The organism is Hydrophilobacter chitinilyticus (genome assembly GCF_049860745.1).
Taxonomy (GTDB): Bacteria; Pseudomonadota; Gammaproteobacteria; order Burkholderiales; family Burkholderiaceae_C; genus Rhodoferax_B.
The window spans coordinates 1,958,695-1,983,294 of record NZ_CP187561.1 but is presented as its reverse complement, the minus strand read 5'-3'; the positions used below and the strand labels follow the sequence as shown (position 1 = coordinate 1,983,294).

The window sequence follows — 24,600 nt, the reverse complement described above, 5'->3', positions numbered from 1 at the left end:
GGGGCCCAAACAATAAGCCGCATAAGATCCCTCCTGGGCTTCTTACGCGGCTTTTGACTTTGTACTGTTTGCAGGGCTTACGGCGGCGGCGCAGGCAAAGGCTTGGGTTGCTTGGCCGGATCACGCTCCGCATTACGGCGCGCAATCTCGGCCTTGTGCTCAGCCGCCTCCTTTTGCTTTTGCTCGTAACGCGCGCGCTCTTCGGCAGACTGGGCCGTGTGGTCAACAGGCGCTGGCGGCGTGCGCACGCTGGGCGGGCGGGGCTTTGGTGGCTGCCGTAGCGTGGGCTCGTCACGAGGCGCGCCCTTTGAACCCAAGGGCGCATTTTGCGTAGGCTGGTTTTGCGCTTTTTCAGCGGCAGCTCTCGCGGCATCAGCCCGACGCTCGGCGGCGTCAAGCTCGCGCTGGCGTACCTGCTCTCGTTGCAGTTGCGAATGGCGCTGACGCTTGGCATCGTTCAACACCACTTCCTCTTTGCGCAGCGCATCCAGCTTGATGCGTTTCTCAGAGCGCAACTGATCGCGGCACGGTGTCACGGCAAACTTCTGAAAGCAGGCCTTGTCTTCTTCGGCGTAGTGCGCATTTAGCGCCCGGCGCTCGGCGTTGATGCGGTCCAGTTCCACTTGCGCGGTGGCGTCTTCGGCCTTCACCGAAACTTCAAGGTCTTGCAGCGGCGTGGCGTGTACGGGCGTGACGAACAGCAAGGCGGTCAACGCCGTGGCACTGGCCATCGAAGAGAGCAGGTTTTTCAAATGAAGCTTCATGTGAGGCTGGTATCCACTTCGCGCCGGCCCAAGGCCAGAAATTCTTTGGATTGCATTTCCGTCAGGCGTGACACCGTGCGCGGAAACTCATGCGCCAGCGGGCCGGAGACGTAAAGATCTTCCGGCGGCACCGCTGCCGACAATATGAACTTAACGCGCCGGTCGTACAACACGTCGACCAGCCAGGTAAAGCGCCGGGCCTCGGAGGCCATGCGCACCGACATCTGCGGCACATCACTCAGCATCACAGTGTGAAACTGCGTGGCGATTTCCAGGTAGTCGTTTTGTGAGCGTGGCCCGCCGCACAGGGTTCTGAAGTCGAACCAAACCACGCCACCAGCCTTGCGCCTGGCGCGGATGGTTCGCGCTTCAATATGCAGATCCGGGTCTTCGTCGTGTTGCTCAGCCAGATGGGTGAAGGTTTCCTCCATGTCGGCATCGGCTTGGGCCCCCAGCGGTGTATGGTAAAGCTGCACGTTTTCGAGTGTGCGGCGGCGGTAATCGGTGCCGTTGTCAACGTTGATGACTTCCAGCTTCTCGTTCAGCAGCGCAATCGCCGGCAAGATGCGGTCGCGGTGCAAGCCGTCGGGGTACAACTCGTCGGGACGGAAGTTGGAGGTGGTGACAAAGCCCACGCCGTTTTCAAACAGCGAATGCAGCAGCCGATGCAAGATCATCGCGTCGGTGATGTCGGCGACGTGAAACTCGTCAAAACAAATGAGTTTGTAGCGCTTGGCGATGCGTTCGCCCAGCACGTCCAGCGGGTTTTGAATGCCCTGCAGATCGGCCAGTTCGCGGTGCACCTCGCGCATGAACTCGTGGAAGTGCAAACGCGTTTTGCGCTTCAGCGGCACAGCGTTGAAAAAGCAGTCCATCAAGAAGCTTTTGCCGCGCCCCACGCCGCCGTACATGTACACGCCGCGCGGAATATCGGGCCGGTTGATCAGCTTCTTGAAAGCGTTGGAGCGTTTCTCTTTATAGGCGGCCCACTCGGTGGCACAGCGCTCGAGCGCATCCACGGCGCGCATCTGCGCGGGGTCGGCGGTAAAACCGCGTTCAACCAACTCTGCCTCATAGGCTTCTTTAACGCTCACGCCGTGCCCCCCAATACTACAAAAAAAATAGCTTGTTACGCAGACGGGGTCTGCGGAACAAGCTACTTATATCACCTTCAGCTTAGAAGTTCAGCGTACGCTTTTCAACAGCGAGTGCGGCTTCCTTGGTGGCTTCGCTCAACGAAGGATGTGCGTGGCAAATGCGCGCAATGTCTTCGCTGCTGGCGCGGAACTCCATGGCCACCACACATTCGGCGATCAGCTCGCTGGCCATAGGGCCGACGATGTGCACGCCGAGGATTTCGTCCGTCGTGGCGTCAGCCAACATCTTCACCATACCGGTGGTGTCACCCAAGGCGCGCGCGCGGCCATTGGCCAGGAATGGGAAGGTACCGGCCTTGTAAGCACGGCCGGCCAGCTTCAGTTGCTGCTCGGTCTGGCCCACCCAGGCGATTTCCGGGTTGGTGTAGATCACCCAAGGAATGGTGTTGAAGTTGACGTGACCGTGTTGGCCAGCGATACGCTCGGCCACCGCCACACCTTCTTCTTCAGCCTTGTGCGCCAGCATCGGGCCGCGCACCACGTCGCCAATAGCCCACACGCCAGGCAGGTTGGTCTTGCACTCGTCGTCCACCACAATGGCGCCGCGCTCGTCGAGCTTCAAGCCAACGGCTTCGACATTCAGGCCAATGGTGTTAGGCACACGGCCGATGGAGACGATGAGCTTGTCCACGTCCAGCGTCTGGGCTTCGCCCTTGGCATTGGTGTAGGCAACGCTCACGCCCTTCTTGCCGGTCTTGATGTCGCCGATCTTCACGCCCAGCTCAATCTTCAGACCTTGCTTGTCGAAAGCCTTCTTGGCTTCTTTGGCGATTTGTTCGTCGATGGCGCCCAGGAACGTCGGCAGACCTTCGAGCACCGTGACTTCAGCACCCAGACGGCGCCACACCGAACCCATTTCCAGGCCGATGACGCCAGCGCCGATCAGGCCCAGCTTCTTCGGCACCGCGCCGACGCGCAGCGCGCCGTCGTTGGAGAGGATGTTTTCTTCGTCGAACGGCGTGCCGGGCAGCGCGCGGGCGTTGGAGCCGGTCGCCACGATCACTTGCTTGGCAGTCAGTTCTTCTTCACCCACGGTGAGTTGATACGCACCATTGCCAGCACCCTTGAACGCGCCACGGCCGTGGAAGAACGTGATCTTGTTCTTCTTGAACAAGTACAAGATGCCGTCGTTGTTTTGCTTCACGACGGTGTCTTTGCGCGCCAACATCTTGGCCACGTCCAGGCTCAAGCCCTTCACTTCAATGCCGTGGTCGGCAAAGTGGTGGTTGGCTTGCTCATAGTGTTCCGACGACTGCAACAGCGCCTTCGATGGAATGCAACCAACGTTGGTGCACGTGCCGCCAGGTGCGGGGCCGCCCTTGGCGTTCTTCCACTCGTCGATACACGCCACGCTGAAGCCCAACTGCGCTGCACGGATGGCGGCAATGTAACCACCAGGGCCGCCACCAATGACGACTACATCAAATTGTTTACTCATGAATTCTTCCCTTCAGTTTCTCTAGCTAAACCATCGCGACATACGTGCCGGTTTTCACCAGAACACCGCAGAACTGGCTTTGCCAGGCTGCTGGTGTTGCCCCCTGCAAGGGGGTTGGCGAAGCGACACGCAGTGCGCGAAGACTGGGGGTGTTAAATGTCAAACAGAAGACGGGTTGGGTCTTCCAAGGCTTCCTTCATGGCCACCAGGCCCAACACGGCTTCGCGGCCGTCGATGATGCGGTGGTCGTAAGACATGGCCAGGTAGTTCATCGGACGGATCACGATCTGACCGTTTTCCACGACGGCGCGGTCCTTCGTGGCGTGCACACCCAGAATAGCCGACTGTGGTGGGTTGATGATCGGCGTGGACAGCATGGAGCCGAAGGTGCCGCCGTTGGAGATGGAGAACGTACCACCGGTCATTTCTTCAATGCCCAGCTTGCCGTCCTTGGCCTTTTGGCCAAATTCGGCGATCTTCTTCTCGATGTCGGCAAAGCTCATTTGGTCGGCGTTGCGCAGGATTGGCACCACCAAGCCGCGTGGCGAACCCACGGCGATACCGATGTCGAAAAAGCCGTGGTAGACGATGTCGTTGCCATCCACGCTGGCGTTCAGCACAGGGTACTTCTTCAGGGCATGCACAGCCGCCTTGACGAAGAAGCTCATGAAGCCGATCTTCACGCCGTGTTCTTTGGTGAACGCGTCTTGGAACTTCTTGCGCAGGTCCATCACAGGGGCCATGTTCACTTCGTTGAACGTGGTCAGGATGGCGTTGGTCGATTGCGATTGCAGCAGACGCTCGGCCACGCGAGCGCGCAGGCGGCTCATGGGCACGCGTTGCTCTGGGCGGTCACCCAGGTTCAGGCCGGCAGGTGCTGCCACTTGTGGCAGTGCTTTGGTGGGCACGCCGGTTGGGATGGAAGACGTTGCAGCGGGTGCGGTCACACCAGCAGCCACGGCGCCGAGCACGTCACCCTTGGTGACACGGCCATCTTTACCGGAGCCGGCCACAGAGCCAGCAGCCAGGTTGTTGTCAGCCATCAGCTTGGCGGCAGCGGGCATCGCCACACCGGCCATGCTGTTGCTGGCGGCGGCTGGTGCAGCGGCGGCAGCGGCAGGTGCTGCTGCAGGAGCAGCGGCTGCGGCAGGTGCGGCGGCGCCGGCTTTGCCTTCAGTGTCGATGCGGGCGATCAGTTGCTCAGCGGTGACGGTGGCGCCATCGGCTTGGATGATTTCGGTGATCACGCCAGCGGAAGGCGCGGGCACTTCGAGCACCACTTTGTCGGTTTCGATTTCGATCAGGATTTCGTCAACAGCGACGGCTTCCCCAACTTTTTTCTTCCAGTTGAGCATGGTGGCTTCAGCCACGGATTCGGACAGTTGGGGGACTTTGACGTCTACGATAGCCATTTAAATTTCTCCAATTTCTTCTATGTGGGGCTGCCACGCGGGCACAGCAAAACGCTGCCGCGTGCACAGGCGGGATAGCGCCTCACCTGAAGCGCTATCCCGAGTTCATGGGGTTACTTGGTCAACACAAAACCTTTGAGCTTGCCGAACGCGCCTTCGACCAGGGCTTTTTGTTGCTCTTGGTGCAGGTGCGAGTAGCCAGCGGCAGGCGAGGCGGAAGCGGCGCGGCCGGAGTAACCCAGCTTTTGGCCGTCGGCCATGTTCTCGTGCAGGTAGTGCTGCACGAAGAACCAGGCGCCTTGGTTTTGTGGCTCGTCCTGGCACCACACCACATCGGTTGCATTGGGGAAGCGGCGCAATTCGGTGGCAAACGCCTTGTGCGGGAACGGATAGAGCTGCTCCACGCGCAGGATCGCCACGTCGTCCAGTTCTTTCTCGGCACGCTTCTTCACCAGGTCGTAGTACACCTTGCCCGAGCAGGCGATGACGCGCTTGACCTTGTCGGCCTTCTTCAGCACGTCTTCGTTGTTTTCAGGAATGACGGTCTGGAAGCTGCCCTTGGTGAACTCAGACAACGGCGACGCTGCATCCTTGGCACGCAGCAGCGACTTCGGCGTCATGATGATCAGCGGCTTGCGCAGGTTGCGCACCATTTGGCGACGCAGCAAGTGGAAGATCTGGCTGGCCGTGGTGGGCTGCACCACTTGCATGTTGGTGTCGGCGCTCAGTTGCATGAAGCGCTCCAGGCGGGCCGAGCTGTGCTCTGGGCCTTGACCTTCGTAGCCGTGCGGCAGCATCAGCGTGATGCCGTTGACACGGCCCCACTTCACTTCACCGGAGGCGATGAACTGGTCGATCACCACTTGTGCGCCGTTGGCAAAGTCGCCGAACTGGGCTTCCCAGATGACGAAGGTGTTCGGGTCGTTCGAGGCGTAGCCGTATTCAAACGCCAGCACCGCTTCTTCCGACAGGATGGAGTCGATGACGGTGAACGGAGCCTGGTTGTCGGTCACGTTCTGCAAAGGCGTGTAGGTGCCTTCGTCGAACTTCTCGCGGTTTTGGTCGTGAATCACAGCGTGGCGGTGCGTGAACGTGCCACGGCCGCAATCTTCACCCGACAGACGCACGGGGTAGCCGCTGGCCACCAGCGAGGCAAACGCCATGTGTTCGCCCATGCCCCAGTCCACAGGGATCTCGCCACGGCCCATGGCAGCGCGGTCGTCATACACCTTCTTCACCAGTTGGTGCGGCGTCACGGATGCGGGGATGGTGGTGATGCGTTCGGCCAGACGCTTCCATTCCGTCAATGGAATGGCGGTGTCGCCAGCGTCAGTCCACTTCTTACCGAGGTAAGGCGACCAGTCCACTGCAAACGTGCTCTTAAAGTTGGTCAACACCGGGTCGATGGTGTTCTTGCCAGCGTCGAGTGCGGCGCGCATGGACTTGACCATGTCGTCGCCCAGCGTTTCGCCAAAGCCTTGGGCCGCCAGTTTGTCGGCGTACAGGCGGCGCGTGCCGGGGTGCTTGGCAATCTTCTTGTACATCAGCGGCTGGGTCAGCGCTGGGGTGTCTTGCTCGTTGTGGCCCAACTTGCGGAAGCAGATGATGTCCACCACCACGTCCTTGTGGAATTCCATGCGGTATTCCAGGGCGAGTTGGGTGGCCAGCACCACGGCTTCGGCGTCGTCGCCGTTGACGTGCAGCACAGGCGCTTCGATCATCTTCACCACGTCCGAGCAGTACAGCGTGGAACGGCTGTCGCGTGGATCACTGGTGGTGAAACCGATCTGGTTGTTGATGACGATGTGCACCGTACCGCCGGTGTAGTAACCGCGCGTTTCGGCCAGCGCCAGGGTTTCCATCACCACGCCTTGGCCCGCAAAGGCCGCGTCGCCGTGCACCAGCACGGGCAGCACTTGGTTGCCCTTGGGGTCGCCACGGCGGTCCATGCGTGCACGCACCGAACCTTCAACCACGGGGTTGACGATTTCCAGATGGGACGGGTTGAACGCCAGCGACAAGTGCACCGGGCCGCCAGGGGTGGAGACGTCGGAGCTGAAACCTTGGTGGTACTTCACGTCGCCAGAAGGCAGGTCTTCTGGGGCGGTGTGGTCAAACTCGGCGAACAGGTCGGCGGGCAGCTTGCCCAGGCCATTGACCAGCACGTTCAAACGGCCGCGGTGGGCCATGCCGATGACGATTTCTTGCACGCCCTTCTCGCCGCCCATCTGGATCAGCTCGTCGATCGATGCGATGAAGCTTTCGCCGCCTTCGAGCGAGAAACGCTTTTGGCCGACGTACTTGGTGTGCAGGAAGCGCTCCAGGCCTTCAGCCGCGGTCAGGCGATCCAGAATGCGCAGCTTCTTCTCTTTCGACAGCTTGGGCGTGCTGCGCACGCTTTCCAGCTTTTGTTGCCACCAGCGCTTCATGTTCTGGTCGCTGATGTACATGTATTCGGCACCGATGGTGCCGCAGTACGTTTCGCGCAACGCATTGATCAGATCGCGCAAAGACATGGTGTCTTTGCCGAAGAACGTGTTGCTGGTGTTGAAGACGGTTTCCTGGTCAGCGTCGGTAAAGCCGTAGAACGAGGCTTCGAGCTCAGGGATGTTTTCGCGCTCGGTGCGCTTCAGCGGATCGAGGTCAGCCCAACGCACACCGACGTTGCGGTAAGCGGCGATCAACTGTTGAACGGCGGTGCGCTTGCGACCGAGTTCGGAGTCAGCGCTGGCTACGACTACTTTGGTTTGGCCTTGTTTGGCGCGTTCGGCAAAAGCATTCACGACCGGCAGGTGTGGCACGTCTTTGGCATTGGTGCCGTCGACTGCGGGCACGTTTTGCAAAGCGTCGAAGTATTCGCGCCAGTTGTCCGGAACGCTACCTGGGTTGCTCAGATAGTTTTCGTAAAGCTCTTCAACATAGGGCGCGTTGCCCCCGAAGAGATATGTATTGCCCGAATAGGCACGATAGACCGAAGTAGTCTCACTCATATTCCGCTGACCTCCGTTTCCCTCTGGGAAACATTAGCTGGTTAAAGCTTGTGATTAATTAACCTTCCGCGACACGGCTGGACCGATTTGCGGATGCGACTGTGGCAGGAAGGGCCTAGTACTTCAGCATTATCCCCCGAATGTTTGACCGCGTTGTGAATTTTTAGAAAGGGCCTGTGAAGGACTCAAGCGACAAAGTAAGCGCTTCGTGATCTCGCTTTCAACGTGTGTCAACGCCGCAAAAAGGCCCGACAAAACCTGACAAGCGTGGCTAAAACGCTTTTCGCACGCTATTCGAGCGGGATCGCACGGCACGCTACATGGCCAACACTTCGCGAATTTGCTGCAGCGCAGCAGGGTCGTCCATGGTGCTTAAATCGCCCACTTCGCGGCCTTCTGCCACCGCCTGCATGGCACGACGCAGCAGTTTGCCGCTGCGGGTTTTGGGCAACATGGCCACCAAAAACACCCGCGATGGCCGCGCCACAGCGCCCAGTTGCTGCTCCACGCGCCGCATGATTTCGCCCTCCACACGGCGGCGCAGCTCGGCGTCTTGCAACAGTTGCGGGTCGCGCGCCACGGCAAACGCCAGGGCGACCTGGCCTTTCAACGCATCGGCCACCCCCACCACTGCCACCTCGGCCACTTGCGCGTGGCCGGCAATGCATTCCTCAATCTCGCGCGAACCCAGCCGATGGCCGGCCACGTTGATCACGTCATCTGAGCGGCCCAGGATGCTGTAGTAGCCATCCACGTCGCGAATGCCCCAGTCAAAGGTGCTGTAGAGCCAGCGCTCCTGCGCCTCATCGGTCTTTTGCCAATAGGTTTTGACGAATCGCGCATCGTCGCGCCAGATGGTTTGCATACAACCCGGCGGCAATGGCCCTTCAATGACGACGGCGCCCTTCTCACCCGCCTCGGCCACCAACTCGCCCGTGGCGTCGTTCAGCAATTGCACGTTGTAGCCATACATCGCCACGCCCGGCGAGCCAAACTTGCTGGGGGCGCGCTCCACACCGTTGGCAATGGTCAAGATCGGCCAGCCGCTCTCGGTCTGCCAGTAGTTGTCGATGATGGGCACGCCCAGGCCGTCGCTGATCCACTGAGCGGTAGGCTGATCGAGTGGTTCGCCCGCCAGGTACAGCGCCTTCAGACTTTGCAGGTCGTGCTGCCTCAAATGCGCCACGTCAAACTTCTTCAGGCCGCGAATCGCCGTCGGCGCGGTGAACATGCGCGTCACCTGGTACTTCTCCACCAACTCCCACCAGATGGCCGGATTGGTCTCGCCGTCCATGCCGCGCGTGGGCAGGCCCTCATACATGATGGTCGCCATGCCGGCGATCAACGGGCCGTAGACGATGTAGCTGTGGCCCACCACCCAGCCGATGTCGCTGGTCGAGAAAAAGGTTTCGCCGGGATTGCCTTCAAAAATATGGCGCATGCTGGCCGCCAACGCCACGGCGTAGCCGCCGGTGTCGCGCTGCACGCCCTTGGGTTTGCCGGTGGTGCCGCTGGTGTAGAGCGTGTAGCTGGTGTGCGTGGCGTCCACCCAGGTACAAGGCACTTCAGCGTCAAAGTGCTTGGCGCGCAAGTCGGCGTAAAGATGGTCGCAGCCTTCGGTGAGCGGCATGGGCGCCAGTTGACGGTCGACCAGCAGCACGTGCGCGGGCTTGTAGGTGCTCAACCGAATGGCCTCATCAAGCAAAGGCTTGTAGGCGGTGACGCGGCCACCGCGCTGGCCCGCATCGGCACTGACGATCACACGCGGCTCGGCGTCTTCAATACGCGTGGCCAGGGCTCCCGAGGCAAAGCCACCAAACACCACCGAGTGGATGGCGCCGATGCGTGCACACGCCAGCATGGCGAACGCGGCCTCGGCCAGCATGGGCATATAGATCAACACGCGGTCGCCCTGCTGCACGCCCAGGCTCAACAAGGCGGCGGCCATGCGCTGGACTTCACGGTGCAGCTCGGCAAAGGTGTAGGTGTGCTCGGTGCCGGTTTCGCTAGAGACGTGGATCAACGCCGCCTGCGCACCGCGTGTGGGCACGTGGCGGTCTACGGCGTTATGGCACAGGTTGGTGGTGCCGCCGACAAACCAGCGCGCAAACGGCGGCTGGCTGTAGTCACAGATCTGTTGCGGCGGGGTTTGCCAGTCAATCAGTTGGGCTTGTTCGGCCCAGAAGGCATCGCGGTCTTCGAGCGAGCGGCGGTAGAACTCGGCATAGCGCGACTGCGCTTGGGGCTGCGACATCAATTTGTCTCCTCATTGCCGCCGGTGCACGTTGCCCGGCAGATTATGGAGAACATTGTGGCCGCGCAACTTGCAGGCGACTGACAAGCCGCCCTGAACTGCTTGCGCTTACTTGATCAGCGCGTGCACGGCCTTGAACTCGCTGTGCTCCGCCGTGCGCAGCCATTCAAACAACACCATCTCGGTGGACACGAGTTCGGCGCCAGCACCCGCCAAGCGGTCAAACGCGGCGTCGCGGTTGCGCTCGGTGCGCGAGCTGCAGGCGTCCGTCACCACCCACACGTCAAATTCGTCTTCCAGCAGGTCGAGCGCGGTTTGCAGCAGGCACACGTGGGCTTCGCAGCCGGCTAAGACGATGGCGTTGCGCGCTTCGCTCTCGGCGCTGGCTTTTTGCAGGTGTTTAGGCAGGCTGCGCGCATTGCCAGCCGGCGGCTTGGCCGGCGGGCGCAACCATTCGCCCAAGCCCTCTTCCACACCGCTGAAATGCATTTTGCTCAGCGTGCGTTGGCACAGGGCGCGCAGCTCGGCGGGGTTTTCGCCCAGTTTGGAGGGGTTTTGTTCCGTGCCCCAGGTGGGCACGTCCAGCAGCTTGGCAGCTTGCGCCAGGCGCAGCGCATTCGCCAGCACGGACTGGGATTCAAAAATGGCGGGCATCAGGCGGGCCTGGTAGTCTACCAGCACGAGTTGGGATTCAAGAGCTTCGAGCAGCATTGGGGGTTCCTTCGAATGGGAATGAGAGGGGGAATGTTTTGGCCACTCTCGGTAACCCCTGGATTAGACCGCAGATGCGGGCACGGCCGTAGTTGGTTACGCAACTGTGTACAAATTCACGCCGTGCACAAGTTCACACTATTTGATGCTCAAAAAGCGGTCAAAGTTGACAGGTCGTGTCACGACTTCTTCACGCGTCGCCGCTAAAGTTGCCTCCATGTCGGTGTTGGGGCGGTCTACCCCTAACGAACAAAGCGCCAGTGCAGCACAACGTGGCGCCACCGACGCCATATCTTGCAAACGCCAACCCAACCGGGTTGGCGTTTTGCTTTGTGGGCCAATGTGGACGAGCCGTTACTTCGCTGGCAGCAAACGCAGCAAACTACCTTGCGGGCTGTCGGTCAAGATATAGAGCAGGCCATCGGGTCCCTGGCGCACGTCGCGCACGCGCTGACCCAGGTCTTCCAGCAGTTTGTGCTCGCGCACGACTTTGCCAGCAAAAGGCCGCTCCAGTTCAATGCGGTCCACGTAGCCAAATTTCAGCGAACCGACAAAAAGATTGCCGCGCCAGGCCGCGCCGTATTTGTCGCTGGTCAAAAACGCCATGCCCGAGGGCGCGATCGACGGCACCCAGTAATGCAGCGGCTGTTCCATGCCGGGCTTGCTGATCAGTCCGTCACCAATTTTGCCGCCACCATAGTTTTCGCCGTAGGTGATCACCGGCCAGCCATAGTTGCGACCGGGCTGCGGCAGGTTGATTTCGTCGCCGCCTTGCGGGCCGTGTTCGTGGATCCACAACGTGCCATCGGGTGCCATGGTGGCGCCTTGGGTATTGCGGTGGCCGTAGCTCCAAATCTCGGGCAACGCGCCCGCTTGGTTGACAAACGGGTTGTCGGCTGGCGCCCCGCCTTCTTTGCGCACCCGCACCACTTTGCCTAGATGGTTGTCGAGTTTTTGCGCATCGTCCTTGCGTGAAAAACGCTCACCCAGCGTAAGGAACAAAGTGCCGTCGGGCTTGCCTGCGTTTTGGCCTTCGACAATCCTGCAACCAAAATGCGACGTGCTCGACACCTTGGGCCGTTGGCTGAAAATCACCTGGACCTGCTCAAGCGCAGCGCCGTCCCCCGACAGCCGGGCGCGCGCCAATGCGGTGCTGTTGCCCACACCCGTGCCCCCGCTGGCGGGCTCCGAGAAGCAAAAATACAGCGTGCGGTTGCGCGCAAAGTCTGTGTCCAGCAGCACATCGAGCAAACCACCCTGTCCGCTGGCGGCGATCTCGGGCAAGCCTTTCAACGGCGGGTTGAGGCGGCCATCGGACTCAACCAATCGCATCCGGCCCGGCTTTTCGGTCACCAAGTAACGGCCGTCCGGCAGAAACGCCACCGCCCAAGGATTGGCCAAACCCGTCGCGACTTGTTGCACGCTGACCTTTTGCGCTTGGGCTAGGCCAGAGGCGACTGAGGAAAAAGCAAAAACAATAGCTGCCGCTGCAATTGAGACTTGCGATTGAGGCCGATTTTTCATGGAAATTCACTCCTGGTTCGGGCCGAACATAAATACGCTTGAAACCAGCATAGCCCGGCCACCAAAACCCGTAAGGCTGTCAATGTCGTTGCCCGCCATAACCGCTTTACAGAGTGTTATTTCGCCAAAATTTTACAATTTTCTAAAAATCATCTTTATGAATCAACGGCTTACGACACTCAAGGCATTTGACTTCTCATGTAATTCAAATTAACCTCGAACGGATGACCAGATGGCTTGCAACTCTTCTTTTTGTGTGCGCAACAGCGCATGCCGCACCACCACCGGCCACCACAGAAGACATTGACAAGTTACTCGCCGAAAAAGGCCTCCTGACTCACATGAACAGCCAGATGAGCCAAGCCATCGGGCAGCTCGATCAAGTACGGCAAAACATGGGTACGCAGGCCTCTGCTCTCGTGTCCAACGCCATGGGTTTTCTGGGCGTGCCTTACCGCCGCGGTGGTAATTCAGCCGAAACCGGTTTTGACTGCAGCGGCTTCGTGCGCGCCATGTACGAACAAACCGTGGGTTTGGTGCTCCCACGCCGCGCCAAAGAACAAGCCGCCGCTACCGACCGCGTCGACAAGGAAGACCTGCAACCCGGTGACCTGGTGTTCTTCAACACCATGCGCCGCGCTTTCAGCCACGTGGGCATCTACGTGGGCGATGGCAAGTTCATCCACGCTCCCCGCAGCGGCGAAAAAGTGCGCGTAGAAGACATGCGAACCAGCTACTGGGCGCGCCGCTTCGACGGTGCCCGTCGCGTCACCGAATCAGCGGACACACCGGCTGAGAAGTAAGCAGCAAACCTTTTCGGTTTGACCACAAAACAGCGGCTACCTTAGAGCCGCTTTTTTTATGCCCGCGCAGAACCGCGTGTAGGCGCTCACACAGCATGATGCGGAGGGATCATCGCCTACCCCTATCGGGTTAATAGTTTCGATCGCCCTTGACTTTGTGCGTGCTTGCCTCAAAGTGACGTGTGCCTAAAGGAGGCTCTTATGTCACGCAAAACACCCATCGAACGCTACCGCAACATCGGCATCAGTGCGCACATTGATGCTGGCAAAACCACGACCACCGAGCGCATTCTTTTTTACACCGGTGTGAACCACAAAATCGGTGAAGTGCACGACGGCGCAGCCACGATGGACTGGATGGAGCAAGAGCAAGAGCGCGGCATCACCATCACGTCGGCTGCCACCACGGCCTTCTGGAAAGGCATGGCCGGCGACTACCCCGAACACCGCATCAACATCATCGACACCCCCGGCCACGTGGACTTCACCATCGAGGTGGAGCGCTCCATGCGCGTGCTTGACGGCGCCGTCATGGTGTACGACGCCGTGGGCGGTGTGCAGCCGCAGTCGGAAACCGTTTGGCGCCAGGCCAACAAATACAAAGTACCCCGTGTGGCCTTCGTCAACAAGATGGACCGTGTGGGCGCGGACTTCTTCCGTGTGCAGCGCCAAATTGCCGAGCGCTTGAAAGGCAACGCCGTGCTGCTGCAGATCCCTGTGGGCGCCGAGGACACCTTCCACGGCGTGGTCGACCTTGTGCGCATGAAATCGATTGTCTGGGACGACGCCTCACAAGGCGTGAAGTTCGAGTACACCGACATCCCGGCCGAACTGCAAGCCTTGGCCAACACCTGGCGCGAGAAACTGGTGGAAGCCGCCGCTGAAGCCGATGAAACGCTGCTGAACAAATACCTGTCTGGCGAAGCACTTTCTGAAGCCGAGATCAAACAAGCCATCCGCAAGCGCACCATCGCGGGCGAGATCGTCCCGATGTTTGCCGGCAGCGCCTTCAAGAACCGTGGCGTGCAAGCGCTGCTGGACGGCGTGATCGACTACCTGCCCTCGCCGGTGGACGTGCCCGCCATTCCCGGCCATGACGTGGACGACAACGTGAGCGAGCGCCACCCTGGCGACGATGAGCCGTTCTCGGCCCTGGCGTTCAAGATCATGACCGACCCGTTTGTGGGTCAGTTGACCTTCTTCCGCGTGTATTCGGGTGTGGTGAAAACCGGCGACACGGTGTTCATTCCAAGCAAAGACCGCAAGGAAAGACTCGGCCGCATTTTGCAGATGCACGCCAACACGCGCGCCGAACTGAAAGAAGTGCGTGCGGGCGACATTGCCGCTGCCGTGGGCTTGAAAGACGTGACCACGGGCGACACTCTTTCGGCCGTGGACGACGTCATCATTCTGGAGCGCATGGTGTTCCCCGAGCCGGTGATTTCACAGGCCGTGGAGCCCAAGACCAAGGTCGACCAGGAAAAGATGGGCATTGCCCTGAACCGCCTGGCCCAGGAAGACCCGTCGTTCCGCGTACGCACCGACGAAGAATCCGGCCAGACCATCATCGCCGGCATGGGCGAGTTGCACCTGGAAATTCTGGTTGACCGCATGAAGCGCGAGTTCGGCGTGGAAGCCACCGTAGGCCGCCCCCAAGTGGCCTACCGCGAGACCATCCGCAAAGCCGTGACCGATGTGGAAGGCAAGTTCGTCAAGCAGTCGGGTGGACGCGGCCAGTATGGCCACGCGGTCATCAATTTGGAGCCGCAGCCGCAAGGCAAGGGCTACGAGTTTGTCGACGCCATCAAGGGTGGCGTGGTGCCGCGCGAATACATTCCGGCCGTGGACAAAGGCATTCAAGAAAGCTTGAAGGCTGGTGTGCTGGCGGGCTACCCGGTGGTCGACGTGAAAGCCACGCTGGTGTTCGGCTCGTCACACGACGTGGACTCGAACGAAAACGCCTTCCGCATGGCGGGCTCCATGGCCTTCAAGGAAGCCATGCGCCGCGCCACGCCGGTGTTGATGGAGCCGATGATGTCAGTCGAGGTGGAGACACCTGAAGACTTCACCGGCAACGTGATGGGCGACCTGGCCACCCGGCGTGGCATGGTGCAAGGCATGGACGACATGCCCGGCGGCACCGGCAAGCTGGTGCATGCCGAGGTGCCGTTGTCGGAGATGTTTGGCTACTCGACCACGCTGCGCTCCCTGAGCCAGGGCCGCGCGTCGTACACCATGGAGTTCAAGCACTACGCGCAGGCACCGGCCGAAGTGGTGGCGGCGGTGACCAAGGGCTCGGCGCGCAGTGATTAAGCCATCGCAAAGACGCGCCCCCGCTGTTAAGCGGGAATAGCCTGTAGCGGCGAAGGATGTATTTCCTTCGCCGCTATTTTTTTGTCGTTTGCTTCGTTCTGTTCGCGCTTCCAGCCCAGATGCGGCGCAATGAATTGCACCGTGTCCGACAGGATTTGCTGGTACTCGTGCGCCGCAAAATCATAGGGCAATTCCAGCCGCAGCTCTTGCACATAAGGCAGCACCGGGTCGGCCAGCAAGCTCCGCAGAATTTCTTCTGAAGAGCCCACCAAGTCGCGCGAGAACAAGGTACGCCGTGGGCCTTGCGGCTGCAGCGTGCGCTCGTGGCGGCTCGCAGCGTAGTCGCGGTAGCGTTGGCGGCTTTGCGCATCGGCGCTGTCGGTCGGCACGATGACGCGTCCCATCGCCACACGCGGTGTACGCGGCGTACGCGTCGCAGACCAATGTGCGTGGTACAGGTCGAGTTGTTGGCGTTGCGCTTCAAAGAAGTTGTCGGTCTTTTCGCCCACGTTCAAATTGCCGATCAGCAGGTTGAAGTGGTTGCGCCCTGCCCACTCGGCCGAGCGCAACGAACCACCGCCGTACCACAGCCGCTCGGCCAAGCCCGGCGCTTGCGGCTGCAAGCGTGGGCGCTGCCGCCCGGCGGGCGACTCGATGAAGTCATCATCGTCACCAAACGGTTCGCCCTGCAGGTTGGCCCGCAGGCGCGACACACGGGTGTGCGAGAAATCAATGCCTTCCGGGTCGCCATCGTAAAAACGGTCGCCCAGCAAAGCGCCGTGCGGCGGTGCGCCAGCGCTTAAGCCCACATGCAGCCGGCCACGCGACAACACGTCCACCGTGGCCAAGTCTTCGGCCAAGCGAAACGGGTTTTCGTAACCCATCTGGATCACCGCCGTACCCAGCCCAATGTGTTGTGTGCGCTGGCTGGCCGCAGCCAAAAACGTGGCGGCCGAAGACACACCACGCTCCAGGTGCCGCTGGCGTACCCAGGCGTTGTTGAAGCCCAGGTCTTCACCAAACTTGAACAACTGCAGCGTTTCCTCCAACCCGGTGTACGGGTCGGCCTCCACGTAGTTGCCGGGTGTGAGAAAACCGATGCGCGAAATTTGAACGGGTGGCATGGTTCAACGACCGATCAGTACTTGGGCAAGCCCGGTGGGTTGGTCTCAGACTTCGGCAGCGCCTCTTCGGCCAGGCTCCAGCGCGCCAGCGCTTGGCTGTACTTGCCGTTCTTGATGAGGCCATTGGTGGCGGCCGTCAGCGCCACCGCCAAGCCGCTGTCTTTGCGCGTGGTGATGGCCACGTCCGACTTCAACGGCCAACCGGCGTTGACCGTGCCCACCAGCTTGATCTTGCCGTCTTTGGCGGCCTGGTACGCCTGGGGTGCGTTGGGATTGAAGTTGGCATCGGCACGGCCAGAGATCACACCCAGAATGCGCGCGGCATCGTCGTCAAAGTACTGCACCTCTACCGGCTTTAAACCAGCGGCAACGTTTTGCTTGTCCCACGCCAACAAAATGCGTTCCTGGTTGGTGCCCGAGCCGGTGATGATGCGCAGCCCGGCCACGTCTTTCGGCTCTTTGATCGCCTTGATGGCGCTGTCAGACCGCACGTAAAAGCCGTGCAGGCCCAGGCGGTAGGTCGAGAAGTCGTATTTCTCTTTGCGCAGCTCGGTCACGCCTACGTTGGAGATCACTGCGTCGTATTTGCCAGAACTTAGACCCAGCGGCCAGTCAGCCCAGGCGATGGGTTGCAAGTCAAGCTTCAGGCCCAGCGCGTCGGCAATCAACTGCGCGTAATCAGGGTCGAAGCCGACCACGGTTTTCGCATCGGTGGCGTAGGTGGCGATGGGCGGCGCAAACGGCGCAATCGCCACGGTGAACACGCCCTCTTTCACAAACTTGAAGTTCTTGCCAATAGCCTGGATGGCGGCCGGATCTTTGTCGGCGCGCACACGCGCCGTTTGCTCGGGGCTGAAGTCAAACTTCTCGGCCGACATGGCGGCGGCGCTGAAGAACGCCAACGCGCCCAACGCCCAAGGTGCGAAGAATTGAGGATGGAAAAATTTGGAATGAAACATGGCTGAACTTTGAAACCTTATTTTTTGGGCAAACCTGGTGGGTTGGTACGCGACACTTGAATCGCTTCAGACGTCAGGTTCCAACGCTCCAGCGACTTGGTGTAGTTGCCGTTCTTGATCTGCTCGTTCAGCGCGGCGGTGATGGCGTCTGCAATGCCCGAACCCTTGCGCGAAGCCACCGCGATCTCGGCGTTCTGCGGCCAGCCGCCCGAGAAGGCGCCGACCAACTTGGTCTTGCCATCACGCGCGTTGTGCGCGGCAATGCCGTTAGGCGCCAGGTAAGCATCGGCACGGCCCGAGGCCAAGGCAAGGTACAGAACCACATCGTCGTCGTAGTACTGCACTTCCACGGGCTTCAAACCGGCAGCGCGGTTTTGCTGATCCCAGCGCAGCAAAATTTGCTCTTGGTTGGTGCTGGCACCCACAATGATCTTCAGGCCAGCCACGTCCTTGGGCTCTTTGATGGCCGTGATCTTGCTGTCGGCTTTGACGTAAATACCGAGTTGGTCGTTGCGGTAGGTGGAGAAGTCAAACTTCTCCTTGCGCTCTTCGGTCACGGTCACGTTGGAGATCACCACGTCGAACTTGCCCGACTGCAAACCCAGCGGCCAATCGGCCCAGGCCACCGACACCAACTCCAATTTGCGGCCCAGGCTGTCGGCCACCAGTTGCGCCACGTCGGGCGCGTTGCCCACGGGGGTTTTGGTGTCGGTGGCGTAGGCGCCAAACGGCAAACGGCCGGTGGTGGTGCCGACCACCAGCACACCGTCCTTGGCAAACTTGAAATCTTTCGACACCAGCTTGAGCGCATCAGCCACCGGCTGCGAACGCGGCCGGCCGGGCTGCTCGGGGCTCAAGTCCACGGTTTGCGCGGAAGCGTTAAGCGGCAGCAAGTTGATGGCCAGCGCGGTGACGGCCAGCAGAGAAGCGACGGTGTTTTTAAAGTTGGCCATAGGTTTCTCGTTTGAAGTGCAGTGGGTTAAAAAATGGTGTGAAGAATGGGTTTGAAAAAATGTGGGCGAATGCTCTCCCCGGCGGCCCTCAGGCCGCCTGTCGAGATGAATCGCTATCGGTAGGAGTTAGAGCACCTTGGCCAGGAACGCGGCGGTGCGTGGATGCACGGGTGTGTTGAAGACTTGCTCGGGCGAGCCCACTTCCAGAATCCTGCCCTGCTCCATGAAGACAATGGTGTCGGCCACCTCGCGGGCAAAGCCGATTTCGTGGGTGACGATGATCAGCGTAGTGCCCGATCGCGCCAGCTCTTTGATCACCGCCAGCACCTCGCCCACCAATTCAGGGTCAAGCGCAGAGGTTGGTTCGTCGAACAACAACACCTTGGGCTTCAAGGCCAGCGCACGTGCGATGGCCACGCGCTGTTGCTGCCCACCAGACAGTTGGCGCGGATAGGCATTGGCCTTGTCGCTCAGGCCCACACGCGCCAGCAGTTCGTGCGCTAAAGCCTCGGCGCCAGCCCTGACCAGGCCGCGCACAGCCATCGGTGCTTCGATGATGTTCTCCAACACCGTGAGGTGCGGAAAGAGGTTAAAGCTCTGGAACACCATACCGACATCAACGCGGCGCTTCAGAATTTCTTTCTCGCCCAGCTCGTACAAAGTTTGCTCTTCTTGGCGATACCCAATCAGTTCGCCGTCGATGGTGATGAAGCCATCGCTTACCGGTTCCAGGTGGTTGATGGCGCGCAGCAGTGTGGATTTGCCTGAACCCGATTGGCCCAAGATCACCGTCACGCTGCCGGCGGGCACAGCCAGGTTCACACGCTCAAGCACTTGGTTAGAGCCAAAGCTTTTGGAAACGTTGTGCACGGTGACCTCGCCACCACGGCCCAGGCTCTCAGTCCAACGCGGCACGGTGACGGGGATAGCGGGCGCAGCAGGTGGTGCCGACACCGCACGAGGCGCGGCAGGCGCCGTGCGAAAGCCCAGCTTGGCCGCCACCACCTCGAACCACGTGGGAGGCAATGTGCGCAAGGCGCCCTTGGAGAAATGACGCTCGATGTAGTACTGCGCCACCGACAACACCGTCAAGATGATCAAGTACCAGACGGTGGCCACCATCAGCAGCGGAATCACTTCCAGGTTGCGGCGGTAGATGATTTGCACCGTGTAGAACAACTCGGGCAGCGCCAGGATGTAGACGTTCGACGTGCCCTTGGCCAGGCCGATGATGTCGTTAAAACCAGCCGGCAAAATGCTGCGCATGGCCTGCGGCAACACGATGCGGCGCGTTTGGTGACCGCGTGGCAAACCCAGTGCGGCAGCCGCTTCAAGCTGTCCTTGGTCTACCGACAAAATGCCGCCGCGCACAATCTCGGAAGCAAACGCGGCCTGGTTCAACGTCAAGCCCACCAGCGCCGCCACAAAGGGGCTGATGAGTTGTGTGGTGGGGTACGAGAAGAAGCTGTATTCGGTGAACGGCACACCCAGCGACACCGTGGCGTACAGGTAGCCCAGGTTGTTGATGATGAGCAGCAGCACGATGATGGGAATGGAGCGGAAGATCCAGATATAGACCCACGACAAACTGGACAACAGCGGTGAACGCGACACACGCGCCAGCGCCAGCAAGGTGCCCAGAAAGAAACCAAACACCGCGCCCAGTGCGGTGAGCAACAGCGTGCGGCCCAGCCCCACCAGCACCGGCTCGGCAAAGAACCACTGCACAAAAATATCCCAACCCCAACGCGGGTTGGTGAACACCGACTGCAACACCGCAGCAATCACCGCCACCGCAAAAACGGTGCCGATGGTTCTGCCGGGGTAGCGTGCTGGCACCACGCGGTACTGCGAGTAGTCGCCTTTCACCGCAGGCCCGTTGCTAGGCGGCGTGGACACAGGCGGTGCGGTGTGTTCAGCCGACGCCGCGTCTAGCGATCGAAAGTCTGGAAGTGTGGTGGTGTTCATCGGTGTTGTCTCAGCTTGCGGCCTGCGCCACGGATTCGTTGTACCAACCGCTGCGCGCGGTGTAGCCGCTGGCGTGGTTGAGTACCTCACGTTCTGGCGCTTGGAGCGCCTTCTCGAAAGGCAAGGAGCGCAGCACCTCAAAATCTGCGGCTGGGTCAAATAAGCCGCGATACCCTTCACTCAGGTACAGGCCCACGGCCTCGGGCTGGCGGCAGCCGGTGGTGAGGTAGATGCGTGAGTAGCCTTGCCGCTGCGCTTGGGCTTCCAGCTCACGCAACACCTTGCGCGCCAGGCCTTGGCGGCGCAGGTTGGCATCTGTCCACACACGCTTGAACTCGGCCGTATCGGCATCAAACCGCTTGAAGGCACCGCCGCCAATGGCCTGGCCGTCGCGCAGCAGCAGCACAAAGTTGCCATGCGGTGGGGCAAACACTTCAGGCGGATATTTCTGCATCTCGCGTACCGTGCCTTCTATGTTGTAGAAGTCGCCATAGCGGCGGTCGTACTCTTCGGTCAACGCGTCGATCAAAGGCTTGGCGCGCGGGTCGCGCACATCGGTGTAGACAAACTGGTCACTCATCTCAAAACCTTTCCTTATGCGGCGAGAAAGCGTTCGGCCAACTGCGCCCAATAGGCTGCGGCGGGCGCCAGAATGAAATCGTTGAAGTCGTACTTAGGGTTGTGCAATGAGGCGCTGTCGCCGTTGCCCCAAAACACGTAGCTGCCACGCCGCGCTTGCAACATGTAGGCGAAGTCTTCGCTCGCCGTGCGCGGGCGGAAGTTCGCGTCCACGCGCTCGGCGCCCACGCTGTCCACCGCCACTTGGCGTGCAAAGGCGGTCTCTTCGGCGTGGTTCAGCACGGCCGGAAAGCCGAGCTGGTAGTCCACCTCTGCTACCGCGCCAAAGCTCTCGGCCTGTGCGCGCGCCAGGGCCGGAATGCGCTCTTGCAGCAGTTGGCGAATCTCGGGCCGGAACGAGCGCATCGTGAGCTTCAGCTCCACGCTGTCGGGAATCACGTTCGACGCCTGGCCGCCGTGGATAGAACCTACGGTGACCACCCCCATGTCGAGCGGATCCACATTGCGCGCCACCACGGTTTGCAGCGCGGTGATGAGGTGCGCCGTGGCGACCACCGGGTCAACCGCTTTGTGCGGTTCGGCACCATGGCCGCCCTTGCCGCGCACGGTGATGCGCGCCTGGTCTACGGCGGCCATCGCCGGCCCGGTCACGCAACCCACATGGCCGGCGCACACGCCAGGCCAGTTGTGCAAGCCAAACACGGCGTCGCACGGAAAGCGCTCAAACAAGCCCTCGGCAATCATCTTCTTGGCACCCGAGCCGGTTTCTTCAGCGGGCTGAAAAATCACATGCAGGGTGCCGTCAAACTGGCCCGACTCGGCAAGGTAGCGCGCGGCGGCAAGCAAGATGGCGGTGTGGCCGTCGTGGCCGCAGGCGTGCATCACACCGGCATTCACGCTGGCGTACGGCAAACCCGTGTGCTCTTGCAAAGGCAGCGCATCCATGTCCGCACGGATGCCCAGGCTCTTGGGGCCCTGCCCTCGGCGCAGCGTACCCACCACGCCGGTGCCCGCAATGCCGCTGGTGACGATGTAACCCCACGAGGCCAAACGTGTGGCCACGATGTTGGCCGTGCGGTGCTCTTTGAACGACAGCTCAGGGTGCTGGTGAATGTCGCGGCGCAGCGCGATGAATTCATCGGCAAAGGCGGCGACGCCAGCTTCGATACGCTTGGTGGGCGTGACGTCGGTAATAGTCTCAAGCGTCATCAAGCAACCTTCTTGGCGGTGGCGTTGACAGCCGCCGTCGCATAGCGGCTTTCTTTGCGCTGCAAACCCAGGTGGTCGCGCAGCGTAGTGCCGGGCAACTCGCGTTGGTAGCGGCCGCGCGCTTCGAGCGCAGGGATCACATAGGTCACAAAGTCGTCCAGCCCTTGCGACACCACCGGGAAGCCGAGGATGAAACCGTCGGCCGCACCTTCGTCAATCCAGCGGATGATTTCATCGGCGATCTTCTCGCCCGTGCCGACAAACTGCGTCTTCGGTGTGGCGACTTCCAGTGCCACTTGGCGCAGCGTGCTGCCGTTAGCCTTGGCGTTGGCCTTGATGCGGTCGGTGGTGGAGCGGAAGCTGTTGCGGCCAAGCTCGCCCAGTTCAGGGAACGGCGCATCCAGCGCGTATTGGCTGAAGTCGTGGTGGTCAAAAAAGCGACCCAGATAGGCCAGTGCTTCTTCGATGCTGAGCAGGTTGCGGATCGCTTCGTACTTGGCTTCGGCTTCTTCTTGCGTAGCGCCGACCACAGGGCCAATGCCCGGGAAAATTTTCACGTCGTCAGCTTGGCGGCCTTGTGCCACGGCGCTGTTTTTCACTTGGCGCAAGAAGGAACGTGTGTCTTCTAGTGACGGCGAATGGGTGAACACCGCATCCGCATATTTGCCGGCCAAGCCCACACCCGCATCAGACGAGCCCGCTTGAAAAATCACAGGCTGGCCTTGCTTGGAACGGCCAATATTGAGTGGCCCGGCCACTTGGAAGAAACGGCCTTTGTGGTCGAGTGTGTGCAGCTTCTCAGGCACAAAGAATTGGCCGGTTTCGCGGTTGCGCACCACGGCGTCGTCGTCCCAGCTGTCCCACAGACCTTGGGTCACAGCCAGGTATTCGTCAGCAATTTCGTAGCGCAGCGCGTGGTCGGGATGTTGGCGACTGTAGTTGCTGGCCGAACCTTCGAGCGGTGTGGTCACCACGTTCCAGCCCGCACGGCCGCCGCTGATCAAGTCCAGCGAGGCGAGTTGCCGGGCCACGGTGAACGGGTCGCTGTAAGACGTGGAAATGGTGCCGGCCAAACCGATCTTCGAAGTGGTGACCGCCAGCGCCGACAGAATGGTCAATGGCTCAAAGCGGTTCAAGAAATGCGGAATCGATTTGGCGTTGATGAACAAGCCATCCGCCACAAACGCGAAGGTGATGCCGTTGGCCTCGGCCTTCTGCGCGGTCTTGATATAGAAGTCGAGGTTGACGCTGGCATCGGCCGGGCCTGCGGGGTGTTTCCACGCGTTCATGTGGCCGCCGGCGCCGTGCAGCATGATGCCGAATTTGATGTGTTGGGTGCTCATGGTGATGCGGATGTTTGGGTGATGGGGTATCGACTGGAATATCGAAGTGAAGTCAGGCGGCTACGGTTCGGTGCGCTTCCGCGAGCAGCTCGACAGAAGCCAGGCGTTCGGCAAAACCGGTCACTGGGGTGTCAATCACAAACTCTTGAATGCCCCAGCGGTGGCTCAGCGCATCCAGCGCCTCGTGCACGTCTTCGGCTGTCCCCGTCAACACATGTGGGCGGGTTTCTTCGGTGCGGTACTCGGTCACACCGGCTTGGCGGGCGAATTCGGCTGCGGCCTCCCGGCTCGGCAAATTCACGCTCTGGCCGGTGGCGAGGTGCAGCTTGTAGATGCGCAAGGCGCCCACGGCTTGCTCGGCCGCTTCTTTGGTATCGGCCGCAAACGCATAGAGCGCCAAGGCCGGTGCACGGCCCGTGGCGTTGCGGTAAGCGTTGATCGAGCGCTCCATGTTCGCGGGGTCTGCATTGAAGTGCCCGGCGTAGCAGAAGTCCCAGCCCAACCTGGCCGCGAGCACGGCGCTGTCGGCGCTGCCACCGAGCAGAATGCGCTGCGGCAATGTGGGTGGCGTGGGGTTTGCCACCGCACCCGCCAAGGGGTGGTCAGCCGGCAGCGTGCCGTTCAAAAATGCGTCGAGCTCGGCCAGTTGGTAGGCAAAGCTGGGCTTCAAGGCTTGGTCGTGGAACCACTGCAAGGCTCGCGTGCTCAGCGGCAAGCCGCCCGGCGCTTTACCTATGCCCAAGTCCACACGTCCGGGTGCCAGTGCGGCCAAGACCTTAAAGGTCTCGGCCACCTTGAATGCGCTGTAATGCTGCAGCATTACGCCGCCCGAGCCGACCCGAATACGCGAGGTTTTGGCCAGGATGTGCGACACCACCACTTCGGGCGCCGAACTGGCCAAGCCAGGGTTGCCATGGTGCTCGGCCACCCAGAAGCGGTGATAGCCCAACAGCTCGGCCTTTTGCGCCAAGGCCACCGTACGTTGCAACGCCTGCGCGGCGGTTGCACCCGCAGGAATGGGGCTCTTGTCGAGCAGAGAAAGAACGTACGGAGGTTGAGGCACGGCAGGTTGCGAATGTCGCTGAAGAGTTGTTGCAGC

General features: G+C 60.8%; 18 protein-coding genes. 2 read left to right on the top strand and 16 right to left on the bottom strand.

The window, feature by feature from the left end; translation table 11 throughout:
* Positions 1-77: 77 nt before the first annotated feature.
* The 8 genes from ACPWMG_RS08920 to ACPWMG_RS08885 all read right to left on the bottom strand — a co-directional run bounded on the left by ACPWMG_RS08920 (position 78) and on the right by ACPWMG_RS08885 (position 12,250).
* Positions 78-764, bottom strand: coding sequence for a hypothetical protein (locus tag ACPWMG_RS08920; RefSeq protein WP_483304286.1), 687 nt, complete (start codon positions 762-764; stop codon positions 78-80).
* Positions 761-1,858 carry a cell division protein ZapE gene (gene zapE / locus ACPWMG_RS08915; protein WP_483304285.1) on the bottom strand — a complete coding sequence of 366 codons (1,098 nt, stop codon included), beginning with the start codon at positions 1,856-1,858 and terminating at the stop codon, positions 761-763. The genes ACPWMG_RS08920 and zapE overlap by 4 nt, the downstream gene beginning before the upstream one ends.
* Before the next feature lie 82 nt (positions 1,859-1,940).
* Positions 1,941-3,359: a dihydrolipoyl dehydrogenase gene (gene lpdA / locus ACPWMG_RS08910; protein ID WP_483304284.1), complete on the bottom strand. Its 1,419-nt coding sequence runs from the start codon at positions 3,357-3,359 to the stop codon at positions 1,941-1,943.
* 152 nt (positions 3,360-3,511) lie between these two features.
* Positions 3,512-4,771 (bottom strand): 2-oxoglutarate dehydrogenase complex dihydrolipoyllysine-residue succinyltransferase, encoded by a 1,260-nt coding sequence (odhB, locus tag ACPWMG_RS08905; protein ID WP_483304283.1) that lies wholly within the window; start codon positions 4,769-4,771, stop codon positions 3,512-3,514.
* Positions 4,772-4,884: 113 nt separating this feature from the next.
* On the bottom strand, positions 4,885-7,761 hold the full coding sequence (locus ACPWMG_RS08900) for a 2-oxoglutarate dehydrogenase E1 component (RefSeq protein ID WP_483304282.1): 2,877 nt from the start codon (positions 7,759-7,761) through the stop codon (positions 4,885-4,887).
* 316 nt (positions 7,762-8,077) lie between these two features.
* On the bottom strand, positions 8,078-10,015 hold the full coding sequence (locus tag ACPWMG_RS08895) for a propionate--CoA ligase (protein ID WP_483304281.1): 1,938 nt from the start codon (positions 10,013-10,015) through the stop codon (positions 8,078-8,080).
* A gap of 108 nt (positions 10,016-10,123) precedes the next feature.
* Positions 10,124-10,726 (bottom strand): isochorismatase family protein, encoded by a 603-nt coding sequence (locus ACPWMG_RS08890; RefSeq protein ID WP_483304280.1) that lies wholly within the window; start codon positions 10,724-10,726, stop codon positions 10,124-10,126.
* A 354-nt stretch (positions 10,727-11,080) separates the two neighbouring features.
* Positions 11,081-12,250: a PQQ-dependent sugar dehydrogenase gene (locus ACPWMG_RS08885; protein WP_483304279.1), complete on the bottom strand. Its 1,170-nt coding sequence runs from the start codon at positions 12,248-12,250 to the stop codon at positions 11,081-11,083.
* Positions 12,251-12,474: 224 nt separating this feature from the next.
* On the opposite strand from ACPWMG_RS08885, the gene ACPWMG_RS08880 reads away from it, so the two are divergent.
* Positions 12,475-13,053, top strand: a complete 579-nt coding sequence (locus ACPWMG_RS08880; protein WP_483304278.1) for a C40 family peptidase — start codon at positions 12,475-12,477, stop codon at positions 13,051-13,053.
* A 201-nt stretch (positions 13,054-13,254) separates the two neighbouring features.
* Positions 13,255-15,366, top strand: coding sequence for an elongation factor G (fusA, locus tag ACPWMG_RS08875; protein WP_483304277.1), 2,112 nt, complete (start codon positions 13,255-13,257; stop codon positions 15,364-15,366).
* Positions 15,367-15,392: 26 nt separating this feature from the next.
* On the opposite strand, the gene ACPWMG_RS08870 is transcribed toward fusA, so the two are convergent.
* The 8 genes from ACPWMG_RS08870 to ACPWMG_RS08835 form a co-directional block, all read right to left on the bottom strand.
* The gene (locus ACPWMG_RS08870; RefSeq protein ID WP_483304276.1) at positions 15,393-16,490 is read right to left on the bottom strand and encodes an LLM class flavin-dependent oxidoreductase; all 1,098 of its coding nucleotides are present in this window, start codon (positions 16,488-16,490) and stop codon (positions 15,393-15,395) included.
* A 14-nt stretch (positions 16,491-16,504) separates the two neighbouring features.
* The gene (locus ACPWMG_RS08865) at positions 16,505-17,449 is read right to left on the bottom strand and encodes an ABC transporter substrate-binding protein (protein ID WP_483304275.1); all 945 of its coding nucleotides are present in this window, start codon (positions 17,447-17,449) and stop codon (positions 16,505-16,507) included.
* Between the two features lie 17 nt (positions 17,450-17,466).
* A complete protein-coding gene (locus tag ACPWMG_RS08860) occupies positions 17,467-18,402 on the bottom strand; it encodes an ABC transporter substrate-binding protein (protein ID WP_483304274.1) in 936 nt (311 codons plus the stop codon).
* Positions 18,403-18,528: 126 nt separating this feature from the next.
* Positions 18,529-20,370, bottom strand: a complete 1,842-nt coding sequence (locus ACPWMG_RS08855) for an amino acid ABC transporter permease/ATP-binding protein (protein ID WP_483304273.1) — start codon at positions 20,368-20,370, stop codon at positions 18,529-18,531.
* A gap of 10 nt (positions 20,371-20,380) precedes the next feature.
* Positions 20,381-20,950 (bottom strand): GNAT family N-acetyltransferase, encoded by a 570-nt coding sequence (locus tag ACPWMG_RS08850; RefSeq protein ID WP_483304272.1) that lies wholly within the window; start codon positions 20,948-20,950, stop codon positions 20,381-20,383.
* 14 nt (positions 20,951-20,964) lie between these two features.
* Positions 20,965-22,158: a M20 aminoacylase family protein gene (locus tag ACPWMG_RS08845; RefSeq protein WP_483304271.1), complete on the bottom strand. Its 1,194-nt coding sequence runs from the start codon at positions 22,156-22,158 to the stop codon at positions 20,965-20,967.
* Positions 22,158-23,501, bottom strand: a complete 1,344-nt coding sequence (locus ACPWMG_RS08840; protein ID WP_483304270.1) for an LLM class flavin-dependent oxidoreductase — start codon at positions 23,499-23,501, stop codon at positions 22,158-22,160. The genes ACPWMG_RS08845 and ACPWMG_RS08840 overlap by 1 nt, the downstream gene beginning before the upstream one ends.
* Positions 23,502-23,553: 52 nt before the next feature.
* Entirely contained in the window at positions 23,554-24,564 is a 1,011-nt protein-coding gene (locus ACPWMG_RS08835) for an LLM class flavin-dependent oxidoreductase (protein ID WP_483304269.1), read from the bottom strand.
* Between the last annotated feature and the right edge of the window lie 36 nt (positions 24,565-24,600).

Coding starts and splice junctions, on each gene's coding strand:
- ACPWMG_RS08920 (WP_483304286.1), bottom strand. CDS start 764: ATGAAGCTTCATTTGAAAAACCTGCTCTCTTCGATGGCCAGTGCCACG.
- lpdA (WP_483304284.1), bottom strand. CDS start 3,359: ATGAGTAAACAATTTGATGTAGTCGTCATTGGTGGCGGCCCTGGTGGT.
- odhB (WP_483304283.1), bottom strand. CDS start 4,771: ATGGCTATCGTAGACGTCAAAGTCCCCCAACTGTCCGAATCCGTGGCT.
- ACPWMG_RS08900 (WP_483304282.1), bottom strand. CDS start 7,761: ATGAGTGAGACTACTTCGGTCTATCGTGCCTATTCGGGCAATACATAT.
- ACPWMG_RS08895 (WP_483304281.1), bottom strand. CDS start 10,015: ATGTCGCAGCCCCAAGCGCAGTCGCGCTATGCCGAGTTCTACCGCCGC.
- ACPWMG_RS08890 (WP_483304280.1), bottom strand. CDS start 10,726: ATGCTGCTCGAAGCTCTTGAATCCCAACTCGTGCTGGTAGACTACCAG.
- ACPWMG_RS08885 (WP_483304279.1), bottom strand. CDS start 12,250: ATGAAAAATCGGCCTCAATCGCAAGTCTCAATTGCAGCGGCAGCTATT.
- ACPWMG_RS08880 (WP_483304278.1), top strand. CDS start 12,475: ATGACCAGATGGCTTGCAACTCTTCTTTTTGTGTGCGCAACAGCGCAT.
- fusA (WP_483304277.1), top strand. CDS start 13,255: ATGTCACGCAAAACACCCATCGAACGCTACCGCAACATCGGCATCAGT.
- ACPWMG_RS08870 (WP_483304276.1), bottom strand. CDS start 16,490: ATGCCACCCGTTCAAATTTCGCGCATCGGTTTTCTCACACCCGGCAAC.
- ACPWMG_RS08865 (WP_483304275.1), bottom strand. CDS start 17,449: ATGTTTCATTCCAAATTTTTCCATCCTCAATTCTTCGCACCTTGGGCG.
- ACPWMG_RS08860 (WP_483304274.1), bottom strand. CDS start 18,402: ATGGCCAACTTTAAAAACACCGTCGCTTCTCTGCTGGCCGTCACCGCG.
- ACPWMG_RS08855 (WP_483304273.1), bottom strand. CDS start 20,370: ATGAACACCACCACACTTCCAGACTTTCGATCGCTAGACGCGGCGTCG.
- ACPWMG_RS08850 (WP_483304272.1), bottom strand. CDS start 20,950: ATGAGTGACCAGTTTGTCTACACCGATGTGCGCGACCCGCGCGCCAAG.
- ACPWMG_RS08845 (WP_483304271.1), bottom strand. CDS start 22,158: ATGACGCTTGAGACTATTACCGACGTCACGCCCACCAAGCGTATCGAA.
- ACPWMG_RS08840 (WP_483304270.1), bottom strand. CDS start 23,501: ATGAGCACCCAACACATCAAATTCGGCATCATGCTGCACGGCGCCGGC.